The 16,408-nt window shown below is 40.9% G+C and carries 13 protein-coding genes; 5 read left to right on the top strand and 8 right to left on the bottom strand.

Annotation, left to right across the window (positions count from 1 at the left end):
* Position 1 precedes the first annotated feature (1 nt).
* The 8 genes from HYD28_05215 to ampD form a co-directional block, all read right to left on the bottom strand.
* Positions 2-1,006, bottom strand: a complete 1,005-nt coding sequence (locus HYD28_05215; GenBank protein QLE08410.1) for a Fe(3+) ABC transporter substrate-binding protein — start codon at positions 1,004-1,006, stop codon at positions 2-4.
* 782 nt (positions 1,007-1,788) lie between these two features.
* Positions 1,789-2,430, bottom strand: a complete 642-nt coding sequence (locus tag HYD28_05210; GenBank protein ID QLE10491.1) for a DTW domain-containing protein — start codon at positions 2,428-2,430, stop codon at positions 1,789-1,791.
* Positions 2,431-2,620: 190 nt separating this feature from the next.
* A complete protein-coding gene (gene lpdA / locus HYD28_05205) occupies positions 2,621-4,045 on the bottom strand; it encodes a dihydrolipoyl dehydrogenase (protein ID QLE08409.1) in 1,425 nt (474 codons plus the stop codon).
* Between the two features lie 188 nt (positions 4,046-4,233).
* Positions 4,234-6,129, bottom strand: a complete 1,896-nt coding sequence (aceF, locus tag HYD28_05200; GenBank protein ID QLE08408.1) for a pyruvate dehydrogenase complex dihydrolipoyllysine-residue acetyltransferase — start codon at positions 6,127-6,129, stop codon at positions 4,234-4,236.
* A gap of 9 nt (positions 6,130-6,138) precedes the next feature.
* The gene (gene aceE / locus HYD28_05195; GenBank protein ID QLE08407.1) at positions 6,139-8,805 is read right to left on the bottom strand and encodes a pyruvate dehydrogenase (acetyl-transferring), homodimeric type; all 2,667 of its coding nucleotides are present in this window, start codon (positions 8,803-8,805) and stop codon (positions 6,139-6,141) included.
* An 85-nt stretch (positions 8,806-8,890) separates the two neighbouring features.
* A complete protein-coding gene (gene pdhR / locus HYD28_05190) occupies positions 8,891-9,640 on the bottom strand; it encodes a pyruvate dehydrogenase complex transcriptional repressor PdhR (GenBank protein ID QLE08406.1) in 750 nt (249 codons plus the stop codon).
* 430 nt (positions 9,641-10,070) lie between these two features.
* The gene (ampE, locus tag HYD28_05185) at positions 10,071-10,922 is read right to left on the bottom strand and encodes a beta-lactamase regulator AmpE (GenBank protein QLE08405.1); all 852 of its coding nucleotides are present in this window, start codon (positions 10,920-10,922) and stop codon (positions 10,071-10,073) included.
* 22 nt (positions 10,923-10,944) lie between these two features.
* The gene (gene ampD / locus HYD28_05180) at positions 10,945-11,487 is read right to left on the bottom strand and encodes a 1,6-anhydro-N-acetylmuramyl-L-alanine amidase AmpD (protein QLE08404.1); all 543 of its coding nucleotides are present in this window, start codon (positions 11,485-11,487) and stop codon (positions 10,945-10,947) included.
* Positions 11,488-11,674: 187 nt separating this feature from the next.
* Here ampD and nadC point away from each other — a divergent pair, with 187 nt between their 5' ends.
* The 5 genes from nadC to coaE all read left to right on the top strand — a co-directional run bounded on the left by nadC (position 11,675) and on the right by coaE (position 16,351).
* On the top strand, positions 11,675-12,523 hold the full coding sequence (gene nadC, locus HYD28_05175; protein ID QLE08403.1) for a carboxylating nicotinate-nucleotide diphosphorylase: 849 nt from the start codon (positions 11,675-11,677) through the stop codon (positions 12,521-12,523).
* 493 nt (positions 12,524-13,016) lie between these two features.
* The gene (locus tag HYD28_05170; protein ID QLE08402.1) at positions 13,017-13,448 is read left to right on the top strand and encodes a pilin; all 432 of its coding nucleotides are present in this window, start codon (positions 13,017-13,019) and stop codon (positions 13,446-13,448) included.
* A gap of 144 nt (positions 13,449-13,592) precedes the next feature.
* Positions 13,593-14,720 (top strand): type II secretion system F family protein, encoded by a 1,128-nt coding sequence (locus HYD28_05165; GenBank protein ID QLE10490.1) that lies wholly within the window; start codon positions 13,593-13,595, stop codon positions 14,718-14,720.
* 132 nt (positions 14,721-14,852) lie between these two features.
* Positions 14,853-15,749: a prepilin peptidase gene (locus HYD28_05160; protein ID QLE08401.1), complete on the top strand. Its 897-nt coding sequence runs from the start codon at positions 14,853-14,855 to the stop codon at positions 15,747-15,749.
* Between the two features lie 2 nt (positions 15,750-15,751).
* Entirely contained in the window at positions 15,752-16,351 is a 600-nt protein-coding gene (gene coaE / locus HYD28_05155; GenBank protein QLE08400.1) for a dephospho-CoA kinase, read from the top strand.
* Positions 16,352-16,408 lie beyond the last annotated feature (57 nt).

Genomic DNA, 16,408 nt, shown 5'->3' with positions numbered 1-16,408 from the left:
GTTATAAATCAAATTTTACTTCGTCAATTAGCTTCAGTGCCACAGGGCGATATTTGCTGATCTCATCAAGAGGAAGACTGTCTTCTTTAAATTCCCCCCATGATGCAACCATCTCAGATAATGCAACCCCTTGCTTTACTGGGTATTCCATATTAACTGAAGCATACATATTTTGCGCCTTATTGTCGGTCATATACTCAATCAGTTTCAAGGCATTTTCAGGGTTTTTAGCGTAACGGGTCATAACAACGCCCGATACGTTAATATGAGAACCACGGTTAGTTTGATTAGGGAAGTTAATATAAACAGCTTCTGCCCAAGACTTTTGCTGCTCATCTTGCAGCATTTTACCGAAATAGTAGCTGTTGCCTAACGCCAAATCACATAAGCCTTCTTTTACAGCTTTTACTTGCGCTCTGTCATTACCTTGCGGCTTACGCGCTAAATTAGCTTTAACACCTTCTAACCATTGCTTAGTTTTTACTTCGCCATGGTGAGCAACCATCGAAGCAACTAAACCTAAATTGTATGGGTGTTTGCCTGAGCGCGTGCAAATTTTGCCTTTGTACTTTGGATCGGCTAAATCTTCATATGTTAACTCAGAAAGAGCACCAATACGCTCTTTTGCAGAGTATACATTACGTACACGTTTAGTAAGCGCTATCCACTGACCATCTGCATCGCGAAAGGTGCTTGGCACATTCGCATTTACCACATCACTATTAATTGATTGTGTTAAACCTAAATCTTCTAATTGAATAAGTGCACTAAAATTTGAGGTTAATACTAAATCAGCTTTACTGTGCTTGCCTTCACGCTTTACACGCTCAATCAGACCTTTTTTCGCAAATACCACATTAGTTTTAATGCCAGTTTGCTTAGTGAAATCATCCAAAATAGGCTGAATTAAGAATGGCTGGCGAAACGAGTAAATATTTACTACGTCTGCAGCAAATGCCGGCACGCTCAATAATGCGCTAACTAATACTAAGGCTGTTTTCTTCATTTTATAGCACCTAAATAATAACAATTATCAAAATATTTTACCTAGAGTTAGCGCAAAGTGCACCCGTTTAAACTCATATTTCAATCAACCTAGCTGCCATTTAGGAATTTACATGTAAGAGATGTCTCACCTATATGGCAGCAATTGAGTAAAAAGCACCAGAAAACACTGCCCAAAAACACATAACCAATTGAAATTTAATAATATATATTAAATGACAATAAAATAACCAATAGATTAAGTAGGATTTTGACCTACTCAGCTTTGACCATTTCTCTATAATTACTTACATCAACTAAGCAAGAAGCTTAATGAGTAGATGGATAAGGAAGCATTACTCATAAAACCGCGGAATAAGGTTCATTTGGAGAATAAGGAATTAAGGACAGGCTCAGGAAGAGTAACGCAAAGGAGTGACAACCTACGGACAGCATCAGGATGATGTGGAATGGAATAACAGCAGGATGTTGTTATACAGGAAGTTAAAAAAGTGGAACAAAGGACAGGCCGTTAGGGCATCGCAACGGATTTGCAAATAAAGGGATAGTGTCTGGATGACACGTAAGGGAAGGGTAAAGTAATTACCAGCAAGGATGTAATGGACTTACAAGGAAACAAGGCGGGATTGCCTTATATTACACAGAACCAATAAGTAAAGTGTAATCGCATGGAGTGGCAAAGTTTAGGGAGTTGATTAGATTCAATTGCAGGATGCAAAAAATTAAGAAGATTCCGCAAGCGCGACTAGAGATAGTTCGCGCTTTTCTTTTATCCAAAAGGAACTACTCTGGACGCCCTTTATTTCTCTTACCAAGCAAGTATGCATCTCTGAACTTAAAAAAATGTTCCTCTAGCTTTTTCGTAGCATCCATTTCACCAGCTAGCGCAAGCACCATAATAGCAACCTCAGCGGTGCCTAATTGATGCTCATGTGGGGCAACACGCAATCGATAATCTGAGAGCTTTTCAGGCGTAATAGAAAGCACAGGTAAGTTATCTAGATAAGGGCTTTTACGGATCATTTTCTTTGCTTCGCGCCATGTACCGTCTAAAAAGATAAACAATGGACGTTTACCGTCCTCAGGCACTACTTCAGTGATCACACGGGTTTCATCTTCAACATCACTAGCAGGAAAAATAACCATGGGCTGATACTGTGGATCTGCCAACAAGCTTAACAAAGCATCATCTGGGTTCGTTCTATCCCATTTAAAAGCGTGGTTATCTGGAACGATCTCAGCAATTAAACGCCCAGTATTTGATGGCTTAAAACTCTCATTGTGATACATAAGTAAGCAGACCGCCGATTCACACTCAGCCTGCTCTACCCCTTCGCAGATACAATAATGCTCAGCTAATAAACAGCGCTCACAACGCGTTAATTTAGCTCCTCGCGCTTTAAATTCACGACGAGACTCAGCCATTTGTAAAGCACGAAGTACTAACACGGAGTTATTTGAGATAGTAGCCACTGTATTTACCAGAAAATTGAACGGCGCGTATTGTAGCTAAAAATAAGGGGAATAGATATTAATCTGAGTGGTTTGTTTTAGCTCTAAACTAAAACAAAAAACCCAGCAGAAGCTGGGTTTTTAAGCTATTCGTCAAAAGAACTTACTTCTTTTTAACTGCTTTTTTATTTGGAAGGTCAGTGATTGAACCTTCGAAGATTTCAGCAGCTAGACCGATTGATTCGTTTAACGTTGGGTGAGCGTGAATAGTTAACGCTAGGTCTTCACCGTCTGCGCCCATTTCAACTGCTAGGCCGATTTCGCCTAACATTTCACCTGCGTTGATACCAACCATAGCACCACCGATAACACGACCTGAGTCTTTATCGAAGATTAGCTTAGTTTGACCTTCAGTACGTGCAGAAGCAATCGCACGACCAGAAGCAGCCCAAGGGAATACTGCAGTTTCGATGCTTAAACCTTGCTCTTTAGCTTCTTTCTCAGTTACACCAACCCATGCAATTTCAGGATCTGTGTATGCGATTGAAGGAATGCACTTAGGATCGAAGAAATGTTTCTGGCCAGAGATAACTTCTGCAGCAACGTGAGCTTCATGAACCGCTTTGTGCGCAAGCATTGGTTGACCAACGATATCACCGATAGCGAAGATGTGATCAACGTTTGTTTTAAGCTGTTTATCAACATTAATGAAACCACGCTCATCAACGTTAACGCCCGCTTTGTCTGCGTCAAGTAATTTACCGTTAGGTGTACGACCCACAGCAACAAGTACTTTATCGTAACGTACTGCGTCAGCCGGTGCGTTTTTACCTTCGAATGAAACGTATAGACCGTCTTCTTTCGCTTCAACACCAACAACTTTAGTAGAAAGCATTACGTTGAACTTGTTCTTAACGTATTTTTGGTAAATCTTAATAACGTCTTTATCAGCTGCTGGTACTAATTGATCAGCAAACTCAACTACGTCGATTTCAGAACCTAGCGCACGGTATACAGTACCCATCTCAAGACCGATGATACCACCACCTAAAACAAGTAGTTTCTCAGGAACGTCTTTAAGCTCTAAAGCACCCGTTGAATCAATTACACGGTCATCTTCAGGGATGAAAGGTAAGTTAACAGGTTGAGAACCTGCGGCAATAATAGCATTATCAAAAGTGATCGTTGTTGTACCGTCTTCACCTTCAACAGCAAGGGTGTTGCTACCAGTGAATTTACCGTAGCCGCTAACTACTTTCACTTTACGCATTTTAGCCATGCCGTCTAGGCCGCCAGTTAATTGGCCGATTACAGACTCTTTCCAATCACGGATTTTGTCTAGGTCGATTTCAGGCTTACCAAAAGTAACGCCGTGAGATGACATTTCAGCTGCGTCATCAATCACTTTAGCTACGTGTAAAAGTGCTTTTGAAGGAATACAACCCACATTTAGACATACACCGCCTAACGTGTTGCGAGATTCTACTAATGTAACTTCTAAGCCCAAGTCAGCAGCACGGAAAGCCGCAGAATAACCACCAGGACCACCGCCTAGTACAACAACTTGAGTTTTTAATTCGTTGCTCATGCTATTACCTTAAATGTTTGAACGGGACACTGCCCTTAAGTTTAACTGCCATGTTTCTGCAAGGCAGAAAGGGAGAGCAGATATCTATACCAAGATTGTTCTATGGCAAAGATTGTATCATTGCCAATGGTAAAAATCCCAGCAAAAAACAACTTGCTGGGATTTGATTCTTATAAATTATGAAACGATTACATCACCAATTGACGGATATCGCTCATATAGCTTGCTAGTGTCACAGTAAAGCGTGCCGCTAGTGCACCGTCAATAACCCTATGGTCGTATGACATTGATAATGGAACCATTAATTTAGGCTCAAACTCTTTGCCATTCCACTTAGGCTTCATTTCTGATTTAGATACACCTAAGATAGCAACTTCTGGCGCATTCACAATTGGTGTGAACGCTGTACCACCGATACCACCGAGGCTTGAGATTGTGAAACAACCGCCTTGCATATCAGATGAAGTTAATTTGCCTTCACGTGCTTTCTTAGAAATATCCATCAATTCGCGAGAAAGCTCAATGATGCCTTTCTTATCAACATCTTTGAAAACAGGAACAACTAAGCCATTTGGCGTATCAACTGCAACACCAATGTTGATGTACTTCTTCAAGATTAAGCTTTCGCCGTCTTCAGATAGAGAAGAGTTAAACGTTGGGAATTCAGCAAGTGCTTTCGCAGCAGCTTTCATTACGAACACAAGCGGCGTGATTTTAACACCTAGCTTTTTCTTCTCTGCAAGGGCATTTTGCTCTTTACGGAATGCTTCTAGGCTTGTGATATCCGCTTCATCAAACTGTGTAACATGTGGGATTTGTACCCAATTGCGGTGCAAGTTAGCACCAGATAGCTTCTGAATACGAGAAAGTTTCTTCTCTTCGATCTCACCAAACTTAGCAAAGTCTACTTTCGGCCAAGGAATAAGACCTAACTCACCGCCACCAGCATTACCTTTACCTGCAGAAAGCTGACCTGATTCAACTTTCTTCACAAGGTCTTTCACGTAGTTTTGTACGTCTTCTTTCACAACACGATTCTTACGACCCGTGCCTTTTACGTTTGCTAAGTTAATACCAAACTCACGCGCTAAACGACGTACAACTGGCGATGCATGCGCATAGGCTTTGTTATCTGCAAAACCTTCGTTGCTTGCCGGTGCTGATGCAGGCTTCTCGGCCGGTGCAGCTTTTGCTGCAGGTGCAGGAGCTGCTTCAGTTTTTGCAGGAGCAGGTGCCGCTGCTGCGGGTGCACTACCCGCTACCTCAAATACAAAGATAAGTGAGCCAGTTGATACTTTATCGCCTGCTGCTACTTTGATTTCTTTAACTGTACCGGCAAATGGTGCAGGTACTTCCATTGATGCTTTATCGCCTTCAACATTTAAGATTGATTGATCTTCTTCAACCTTATCGCCAACAGCAACCATCACTTCGGTTACTTCAACTTCATCACCACCAATATCAGGCACATTTACTTCTTTAGTGCTTGATTCAGCTGGAGCTGATTCTGCAGCTGGTGATTCTGCAGCTGGTGATTCTGAGCCACTTGATGCAGTTTCAAACACAAAGATTAAAGAGCCCGTTTTTACTTTATCGCCAGTCGCGATTTTGATCTCTTTAACAGTCCCTGCGATTGGCGCTGGTACTTCCATTGACGCTTTATCGCCTTCAACGCTTAATAAAGATTGCTCTTCTTCAACCGTGTCACCTACCGAAACCATGATTTCAGTTACTTCAACTTCATCATCGCCGATATCTGGTACAGCGACTTCTTGTGTAGCTGAACCTGAAGATTGCTGAGCAGGTTCTGCTTTAGCTGCTTCTTTTGTTTCAGAAGGTGCAGAAGCTTGCTCTTCACCTTCGAAGAGCATGATAAGTGAACCTGTGGTTACTGTATCACCTTCAGCTACTTTAATTTCTTTAACCGTACCTGCTTGTGCAGCAGGTACTTCCATTGATGCTTTGTCGCCTTCAACCGTTAGTAACGATTGGTCAACCTCAACCTTATCGCCAACGCTAACAAGGATTTCGGTTACTTCAACTTCATCGCCACCGATATCTGGTACATTAATTTCAATACTCATTGGAACCTCTTATGCGTATAGCGGGTTAACTTTGTTTGTGTCGATGTCAAATTTCTTGATTGCTTCAACAACCACTGACTTCTCAACTTCACCACGTTTAGCAAGCTCAGATAGTGTTGCAACCACAACATAACCAGCATTCACTTCGAAGTGACGACGCAAGTTTTCACGGCTATCAGAACGACCGTAACCATCAGTACCCAACACTTTATAGTTGCTGCTTGGTACAAATGAACGAACTTGCTCAGCATAGTTCTTCATATAGTCTGTTGCAGCTACAGTCACGGCATCTGTTAATGCGTTGGTGATGTAAGCAGTCTTCTGTTCTGCTTCAGGGTTAAGCATGTTGAAACGCTCAGCATCTTGACCGTCACGTGTTAACTCATTGAATGAAGTTACAGAGAATACATCAGAACCAATACCATACTCTTCGCTCAGGATTTGTGCTGCTTTACGCACTTCCATCATGATAGTACCTGAACCTAGTAACTGTACTTTTGCTTTATCGCCAGCCACAGTTTCAAGTTTGTAGATACCTTTACGAATACCTTCTTCAGCGCCTTCAGGCATAGCTGGTTGATGGTAGTTTTCGTTCATTAGCGTTAGGTAATAGAACACGTTTTCTTGGTCTTCACCGTACATGCGACGGATACCGTCTTGCATGATTACCGCTACTTCGTATGCGAATGTCGGGTCATAAGAAATACAGTTAGGAACCGTGTTAGCAAGAATGTGGCTGTGACCATCTTCGTGCTGTAAACCTTCACCGTTTAGCGTTGTACGACCTGCAGTAGCACCTAGTAAGAAACCACGCGCTTGTTGGTCACCAGCCATCCACGCCATATCACCTACACGTTGGAAACCAAACATTGAGTAGTAGATGTAGAATGGGATCATTGGTAAATCGTTAGTGCTGTATGATGTTGCAGCAGCAACCCATGATGACATTGCACCTAACTCGTTGATACCTTCTTGTAGTACTTGACCTGATGTAGCTTCTTTATAGTAAGAAACGATATCACGGTCTTGAGGTGTGTAGTTTTGGCCATGCGGGTTATAAATACCAATTTGACGGAATAAACCTTCCATACCAAAGGTACGTGCTTCATCGGCGATAATAGGAACGATGTTTTTACCAATGCCTTTATCTTTTAGTAACACGTTAAGTGCACGTACAAAGCCCATTGTTGTAGAGATGTCACGTTTTTGCTCTTCAAGTAGCGGCTTGAACGCGTCAACTTCTGGCAATGTTAGGCTTTCAGAAAACTTTGGAATACGCTTAGGCGTGTAACCTTGTAGCGCTTCACGGCGTGCATGAAGGTACTTATACTCTTCAGAGCCTTCTTCAAGAGTTAAGTATGGTAAGTCTTTAATTTCTTCGTCTGAAACTAAGTCTTGTAGACCTAAACGTGAACGTAAGTGTTCAACATGGGTCATATCCATTTTCTTAACTTGGTGTGCGATGTTTTTACCTTCAGCAGCGTCACCCATGCCGTAACCTTTTACAGTTTTCGCTAGGATTACTGTTGGACGATCTTTGGTTTCTTCCGCTTTTTTGAATGCAGCGTAAAGTTTTGATGGCTCATGGCCGCCACGCTTAAGCGCGAAGATCTCTTCATCAGTCATATCAGCAACAAGCGCTGCTGTTTCAGGGTAACGACCAAAGAAGTGCTCACGTACGTACGCACCATCTTTTGCTTTATATGTTTGGTAATCACCGTCAATGGTTTCGTTCATTAACTGAAGCAATTTACCTGTTGTATCTTTAGCTAGTAAGATATCCCAACCGCTACCCCATACAACTTTAATTACGTTCCAGCCAGCACCTTTGAATAGGCCTTCAAGCTCTTGAATGATCTTACCGTTACCCATTACTGGGCCATCTAAACGCTGTAAGTTACAGTTGATTAGGTAACATAGATTATCTAATTTCTCACGAGCTGCGAATGAGATTGCACCGCGAGATTCTGGCTCATCCATCTCACCATCGCCTAAGAAAGCGTATACACGTTGGTTTTTAGTATCTTTTAAGCCACGACCATCTAAATATTTTAAGAAACGAGCTTGGTAGATTGATGCAATTGGACCAAGACCCATCGATACTGTAGGGAACTGCCAAAACTCAGGCATTAATTTAGGGTGTGGGTATGAAGGAAGACCGTTACCATCAACTTCTTGACGGAAGTTATCAAGCTGCTCAGCTGTTAAACGACCTTCAACGAATGCACGAGCATAAATACCAGGAGAGATGTGGCCTTGGTAATAAACTAAGTCACCGCCATCTACATCGTTTGGTGCTTTAAAGAAGTGGTTAAAACATACTTCATAGAATGCAGCTGAAGACTGGTAAGAAGCCATATGGCCGCCTAAGTCTAGATCTTTTTTCGACGCACGTAATACGATCATGATCGCATTCCAACGGATAATTGAACGAATACGACGTTCAATGTTTACGTCACCTGGGTAAGCAGGTTCTTGATCTACCGGAATGGTATTAACGTAGTTAGTGGTTGTGCCAGTAGGCATATCAACACCGTCTAAACGGGCTTGCTCTAACACTTGCTCAAGTAAGAATTGAGCACGTTCAACACCTTCTTCACGCACAACAGACTCAAGGGCTTGTAACCACTCTTGTGTTTCTAGCGCGTCTACGTCAATTTTATTGACTTCAGACATATGGAGGTTTCCTTATGTTTAAAATACTAATTATTTTAATAAATCTTAAAATTAAGTTGTTAACTAAACTTAGCTAATCACTTGCTTAATGTTGTTTGGTGCGTCTTAAACTACGTTCAATCCGCGAATGCTCTTTGCCAGCCTCAAGTAAGGCTTCTTCGATAAAGGCTAAGTGAGCATTACTAGCAAGACGAGCTTGCTCTGGGTTTCCTTCAATAACCGCATCCATCAACAGTCGTCTATGTTCTGCGAGCTGTTGGCTGATCTGTGGTTTTTTTAACAGTACAGTTAAATTCTGTAATACATTTTGCTCAAGCAATGCCTGCATGCCACGTACTAAATGTAGTAACACAACGTTATGAGATGCTTCTGCCACACTAAAATGAAATGCGTTAATTGCTTTTGCTTTTTGCACAAGGTCGTCATTAACGAGCGCAATATTGTCAAAGCTTTGTTTTACTTTTTTAAAGTCATTTGTCGTACCGCGCATAGCCGCATAGTATGCAGCAATTCCTTCAAGGGCATGACGAAATTCTAGTAAATCAAATTGTGACTCTGGATGCTTACTAATCAAATCAAAAAGCGGATCAGTGAGCCCCTCTTCAAGCTGATTTTTTACAAACGTTCCACCGCCTTGGCGACGCGTTACTAATCCCTTGGCTTCAAGCTTTTGAATTGCCTCTCGTAATGATGGTCGCGATACTTCAAATTGTTTCGCTAATTCACGTTCAGGAGGCAGCTTTTCGCCTGGCGCTAACGACCCCTCAAGAATCATATTCTCAAGTTGTTGTAAAATTACATCAGATAACTTTGCTGCTTTAATCTTTAAAGACATTTATTAACGTCCGCATTATTATGCGCTAACCCCATAAATATCGGGTACTTAGCCTTGTGCTTTGACCAAAAAGGTAAATTGGTCATACCAAATTTATCGCATACGTTATCAAAAACCCGAATTTCTGTCAATTTCACTACACTCAGCGCCCGGTTACACCCTAACGCAATTCGTCTAAAGATTAAACAGTATGGATTAAAGTGGCTTTTTCTAAAGGAAAAAACAATAAAAAATAAATGGTCAGACCAGATTGGGCAACTGAGCTTTTAGAGGTCAGGTTTTAGATGTTAGTTGAATTGAGTAGCTTTGTAGCAGCGGGTAGAGGTCAGGTTTTAGATGTTAGTTGAATTGAGTAGCTTTGTAGCAGCGGGTTTACCCCGCGACAAAACTCGTACACACCTATAAATCAAAACGCAATATAAAATCGCGCCTACGCCAAGCCACCAAACAGGGTTAATGCAGCGATAATCACTAAAAAGAACAAGACATTTCTTTTTACAAGCTTCATCATGCAAGTGGCTTCATAAGTACAGCCAAAATGTTGTTGCTCGATTTGCTCAGCGGCAAGAGCGGTTTGCGTAACAACTTTTCGGTTACTCACTGAAAAGTCGAGCACATACTTCAGCCAACAACTAGTACCTTTATTAAAGTTACCAATCACTAAATAACCAAAGCTCGCAACCCGTGCTGGTAACCAGTCAAGCCAGAATAATAAACTATGGATTAGTTTAAAACGCTTAGCGTAGGGAACATGGTGATCATCTCTTACTTTGTCAGCAAAAGTACGAACCAGCGCATAAAGAACCGCACCAGGTACACCTAAAACCACAAACCAAAAAATAACGGCACAATAAAAGCGAAAATTTAACCAAGCTAAAGTTTGGCCAAAGGTCTCACCAAGCGGCTCATCTTCTGTTTTCTTTTGGCCCATTTGTAATGCATATAAGGTAGCCGCTTCTTGATCGTTTCGTGTTAAGGCATTTAAGTAAGACTTATACAAAGCACGTTGCTTAGCACAGCCAAAACAAACCAGCAGCACAGCAACATTCACAGCCAACTGCCAGATAATAAAATCAGAGAGTTGATAAACTAACCCCGCGGCAAGTACAGGTAACATTAACCATATCAAAAAACCAATTGGCGAATTAAACAACCCCTTTTCTGACAGTTGCTTTTGCGAATGCTTTAAATAGGTATTGGCATAAAAACCGATTTGCCAGTAATCAGCTCGAGCTCCTAAACGCTCAATCACCAAAGCAATAATTATTGAAATTAAGATCATGCTTTTACCTATATCCTTTCAACTAAAACACTAAATCAAAATAGTACTGCCAATCAAAACTACTACCAGGATCAGTTTTTCTGCCGGGAGCAATATCACAATGGCCAACAATGCGTGAACGGTTTATTGCAGGATACTTATCCATTAACGCCTTAGTCACTAAGTGTAATGCATTATATTGTGCTTGGGTATACGCTTGCGTATCTGTGCCTTCAAGCTCAATGCCCACACTAAAGTCATTACACTGCTCTCTGCCTTCAAACATTGAGATACCCGCATGCCAAGCTCGCTTCTCAAAAGGCACGTACTGAATAATTTCACCCGTGCGACGAATAAAGCAATGCGCAGACACTCTTAACCCTTTTAAATCAACAAAGGTTTCATGTGCCGTACAATCAATTACCCCCATAAATAAATCATCAACATAGGGCGTTGCAAACTGCCCCGCTGGCAATGAGATATTATGAATAACAAGTAATGATACTTCGTTTTCAGGGCGCTCATCAAAATGTGTACAAGGCCTTTGTAACACATTGTTTAATTGCCCTAATTCATTTATATGCATATTAAAAACTAACGATGACAATAAAGTTAAATAGTGTAAAGGGTTAAAAACTCAGGGTCTAGTTGCTTTAATTTACTCGCTTAAAGTGAGGCTAAGGTTACATAAATGTGGGCAATCTTTGTCTTCTATTAAGAAGTTAAACATAGTAAAATTTCGCCAATTTATTAATAAACAATGAGCTTTAGACATGTCAGTCCCTCACACTTTAATTAGCCAACTGGTAAAACTTGCCCTTGATGAAGATTTAGATTACCAAAGCGCAAATGACGGTGATATTACCGCGCAACTAATTCCAGAAAACGAGCTAGCCAATGCCAAGGTAATTACCCGTGAAGACTGTGTATTTTGTGGTAAAGACATTATTTTAGAAGTATTTAACCAAGTCGACCCTTCAGTAAAAGTTGAGGTACTCGTAAATGACGGCGACAGAGTCACAGCAAATTCTACGCTCTTCACTGCATCTGGCTCAGCTCGGGCTATTTTAACTGCAGAGCGAACTGCCCTTAACTTTGTACAAACCCTCTGTGGTACAGCAACAACAACCGCTCATTATGTAAAAGAACTTGAAGGCACGACCACGCAACTACTCGATACGCGCAAAACCATTCCAGGCTTACGTGCCCTACAAAAATATGCTGTAAAGTGTGGTGGCGGCGCGAATCATCGCATTGGCTTGTTTGATGCTTTCCTAATTAAGGAAAACCACATTGCTGCCTGTGGTGGAATTGATAAAGCAGTCGCACAGGCTAAAATCAACCACCCCACAAAGCCAGTTGAAGTGGAAGTGGAATCACTTGATGAGCTTGAACAAGCGATTAACGCAGGGGCTGATATCATCATGCTTGATAACTTTACCGTAGAACAAATTCAACAAGCTGTAGTGCTTACAGACAAGCGAGCAAAGCTTGAGGTATCTGGCAATATGACACTTGAAACCTTAAAAACCTATTCACAGGCAGGTGTAGACTTTATTTCAAGTGGCGCACTTACAAAAAATTTACAATCAATCGATCTTTCAATGCGATTTAACGGCTAAAACTCTCCTTTACGTATTTAATGCTTTACCTAATTCATTGACAAGAAATTAAAAAAGCATTAAATACGTAAAAAGCCTGAGATAGTAACAAAAAACCAACATTCACTCAGCGTTTTTAATTATTTTGGATACCCATGTCCTGAACCTACACAAGATTGCAATCAATTCAATAAGTTCCTAAAGAGATGCGGTGTTTATAAATAGTACAAAGAACTAGATCTAAGCTTATTTTACATCAAACAAAGGTAGGAAAGTTCTGAAAAACTGCTTATTGAACAGGAAAATGGCTTCCAAAAACGCTTAATAATGCTAAAGTAAATTTTATGAACTCTGAACATAGGATGTTCTAGTAAAACTTTGTTAATCATCAAGCTTTACTCAAACTGACTTTAAGTAAAACTGTAAGATTTATCCTGTAAATTGAGCCTTGGTTTTACAACGCTGAAGTTACAGCTAAACTTACAATAAACATATCCTTTAGGAGAGGAACAAAATGACACAACAAAAGCAACAGGGTTTCACCCTAATTGAATTAATGATTGTAGTTGCAATCATCGGTATTTTGGCAGCGATAGCACTGCCTGCTTATCAGGATTACACACAAAAAGCTCAAGTTTCAGGTTCTATCGCGGAAATATCAGCTGCAAGAAGTGCTTATGATGTTGCTTTTTCTGAGTCTCGCCCTGATGCCTTCTACACAACTGCAAATTTAGGGCTAGCTGCTAGTACTGAGCGTTGTAGTTCATTCACCATAAATGCACCAGCTGCAAGTGGTGCACAAGCTACTGCAATTCAATGCACAATGAAAGGTTCAGGCACTGTAAATGGAGCAACGGTAACCCTTTCAAGAACTGCTGCAGGAGTTTGGAGTTGTGCAACAACTGTTGCAGAGAAGCTTTCAACTTCTACCTGCCCTGGTGTTTAACACTTTGGAGAGGGCTTAGGCCCTCTCCATTTGAGCTATAACAAAATGACAAAAAAAAACACAACAGTTGATAGTTCGGTTTTTCAATGGGTTGGAGTCAATTCCAGAGGAAAAAAACTGGAAGGTGAATTAACAGGACAAAGTATAGCTCTAGTCAAAGCTCAACTACGTAAACAGGGTATAACCCCTTCTAAAGTAAAACGTAAAGCAAAGCCACTGTTCGGAACTCGAATTCAGAAAATTACACCTAAAGATATTGCTCTTATCACTCGACAAATAGCGACCATGCTCATGGCAGGGGTCCCCCTTATCCAATCTATTGAAATGATAGGTTCAGGTGCACAAAATAAAAGCATTACAAAATTGATGGAAAGTATCGGAGACGATGTAAGAGCTGGCGTACCTCTTTCACAAAGTCTACGTAAGCATCCACGCTATTTTGATGACCTTTACTGTGACCTAGTTGCCTCAGGTGAGCAATCAGGCGCCCTTGATAAAATTTTTGACCGCGTAGCCCTTTATAAAGAAAAGGCTGAAGCTTTAAAATCAAAAATTAAAAAAGCTATGTTTTATCCTATTGCAGTGTTAGTGGTCGCTTTAATAGTAACATCTATCCTCCTTATATTTGTGGTACCACAATTCCAAGATATTTTTAGTGGTTTTGGTGCTGAATTACCAGCATTTACTTTGATCGTGATTAGTATATCTGAATTTATGCAGGAATATTGGTGGATAATACTCATTGCTATTATCGCTACTGGCTTTATCTATAAAGAAGCTCTGCTGAAAAGTAAAAAACTCAGAGATGCCAATGACAGAGCGATATTAAAACTGCCCGTTATCGGTATGATCTTGAATAAAGCAGCAGTTGCTCGCTATGCCCGTACACTTTCTACTACCTTCGCAGCAGGTGTGCCGCTGGTTGATGCACTTGATTCTGCAGCGGGCGCTTCCGGTAATGCGGTTTATCGATATGCAATTTTAGAAATTAAAGCCGAAGTAAGCTCAGGTAATCAAATGAACTGGGCAATGCGAAACTCAAAAATATTCCCCGATATGGTCGTACAAATGGTTGCCATAGGTGAAGAGTCAGGTTCACTCGATGGTATGCTTGCCAAAGTGGCCACCATTTATGAGCAGGAAGTGGATGATGCCGTTGATGGTTTATCGAGCTTACTTGAGCCACTTATTATGGCGGTTTTAGGTGTTCTTGTCGGTGGTTTAATTGTTGCTATGTACTTACCTATATTCCAATTAGGTTCTGTGATTTAACACATAGCTGTAAGCTGTAAGCTGTAAACTGTAAACGCTAGTTGATAACTTACTACATAAAATAAATAATAAAAACGGTTCAACACAGCGAAGTAAAATCGGCCTGCAAATGGCCAGAAGTTAGGTATTTTAATGGAAAACTTTTTTCTTGATATAACCACTGCGATGCAAACTCAGCAGTGGTTTTATTTTTTGACCGTCGGCTTAGTTAGCCTATGTATTGGTAGCTTTTTAAATGTGGTGATTTATCGTTTACCACTGATGATGAAAAGAGAATGGCAAACTGAATGCCGTGTCTTATTGGCCGGTGAGCTCAATTCAAAACAACAGACAGAACAAGCGCCATTTAATCTGGTAAAGCCAAATTCGACCTGCCCTAAATGCAAAGCACCGATCAAAGCTTGGCAAAATATCCCTGTGCTAAGTTGGTTATTATTAAAGGGTCGCTGTGCAAATTGTAAAACCGTTATATCTGTTCGTTACCCTATTGTTGAAATGCTTACAGCAGTTTTAAGTTTAATTGTTGCTGCTGTTTTTGGCCCAACGAAGCTTGCTCTTCTTTATATAGTGATTACTTGGGTTTTAGTCGCTTTAACCTTTATCGATATAGATCACATGTTGCTGCCTGACCAGCTAACCCTCCCATTGGTTTGGCTAGCGCTGATTGCCGCCACTACGGGTATTACCATTGCTCCAACCGATGCCATAATAGGTGCCGCGGTTGGTTATTTAAGCTTATGGAGTGTCTACTGGTTATTTAAGCTTGCCACAGGTAAGGAAGGCATGGGTTATGGTGACTTTAAACTATTAGCCGTGTTCGGTGCGCTACTAGGTTGGCAAGATATATTAACCATAGTGCTATTATCAAGTGTCGTCGGTGCTATCATCGGCATTGCGCAAATCTTTATTCAAGGTAAGGACAAAACCACGCCAATCCCTTTTGGACCCTACCTTGCCATAGCAGGTTGGGTAACTTTGCTTTGGGGTCAGCAAATTCAAAGCTATTACTTTAACTATTTAGGTTACTAATTATGGCAAACTGGGTTTTAGGGTTAACCGGTGGTATTGGTTCTGGCAAAAGTGCAGTAAGCGCCATGTTTGAAGAGCTTGGTATTCAAGTTGTTGATGCCGATGTCGTAGCCAGAGAAGTCGTCGAGCCAGGCTCTATTGGCCTCAAAAAAATTACTGAACATTTTGGTAATGAAATACTTACTAGCGAAGGCACGCTTGATCGTGCAAAACTAAGAACGATTATCTTTGCAAATGAATCAGAAAAGCAATGGCTAAACAGCTTATTACACCCACTTATTAGGGAGTCAATGATCACGCAATTAAAGCAAGCCACCAGCCAGTATGTCATCTTAGTTGCTCCCTTACTTTTTGAAAATGGCCTAGAAAAATACTGCGATCACACCTTACTAATTGATGTTCCGGTTGAAGTGCAAATAACAAGAACTACAGCTCGTGATAATGTATCTACTGAATTAGCTAAGCAAATCATAGCCTCACAAATGTCGAGAGCTGACAAGCAAAAAAAAGCAACGGATATATTAGATAACAACCGCCCTCTTGAAGAGGTAAAAATTGATGTGCTAAAGCTACATAAAAAGTACCTGACACACTCGAACTAGGCTATTGATTTTGTTTATAGATTTTCATTAAACAAAGCCTACCCAAAACCAATACAA

Source organism: Pseudoalteromonas shioyasakiensis, from assembly GCA_013391845.1.
Classification (GTDB): Bacteria; Pseudomonadota; Gammaproteobacteria; order Enterobacterales; family Alteromonadaceae; genus Pseudoalteromonas; species Pseudoalteromonas apostichopi.
The sequence above is the reverse complement of the archived record's forward strand: the minus strand, read 5'-3'. Positions and strand labels throughout refer to the sequence as shown.

Coding starts and splice junctions, on each gene's coding strand:
- HYD28_05215 (QLE08410.1), bottom strand. CDS start 1,006: ATGAAGAAAACAGCCTTAGTATTAGTTAGCGCATTATTGAGCGTGCCG.
- HYD28_05210 (QLE10491.1), bottom strand. CDS start 2,430: ATGGCTGAGTCTCGTCGTGAATTTAAAGCGCGAGGAGCTAAATTAACG.
- lpdA (QLE08409.1), bottom strand. CDS start 4,045: ATGAGCAACGAATTAAAAACTCAAGTTGTTGTACTAGGCGGTGGTCCT.
- aceF (QLE08408.1), bottom strand. CDS start 6,129: ATGAGTATTGAAATTAATGTACCAGATATCGGTGGCGATGAAGTTGAA.
- aceE (QLE08407.1), bottom strand. CDS start 8,805: ATGTCTGAAGTCAATAAAATTGACGTAGACGCGCTAGAAACACAAGAG.
- pdhR (QLE08406.1), bottom strand. CDS start 9,640: ATGTCTTTAAAGATTAAAGCAGCAAAGTTATCTGATGTAATTTTACAA.
- ampE (QLE08405.1), bottom strand. CDS start 10,922: ATGATCTTAATTTCAATAATTATTGCTTTGGTGATTGAGCGTTTAGGA.
- ampD (QLE08404.1), bottom strand. CDS start 11,487: ATGCATATAAATGAATTAGGGCAATTAAACAATGTGTTACAAAGGCCT.
- nadC (QLE08403.1), top strand. CDS start 11,675: ATGTCAGTCCCTCACACTTTAATTAGCCAACTGGTAAAACTTGCCCTT.
- HYD28_05170 (QLE08402.1), top strand. CDS start 13,017: ATGACACAACAAAAGCAACAGGGTTTCACCCTAATTGAATTAATGATT.
- HYD28_05160 (QLE08401.1), top strand. CDS start 14,853: ATGGAAAACTTTTTTCTTGATATAACCACTGCGATGCAAACTCAGCAG.
- coaE (QLE08400.1), top strand. CDS start 15,752: ATGGCAAACTGGGTTTTAGGGTTAACCGGTGGTATTGGTTCTGGCAAA.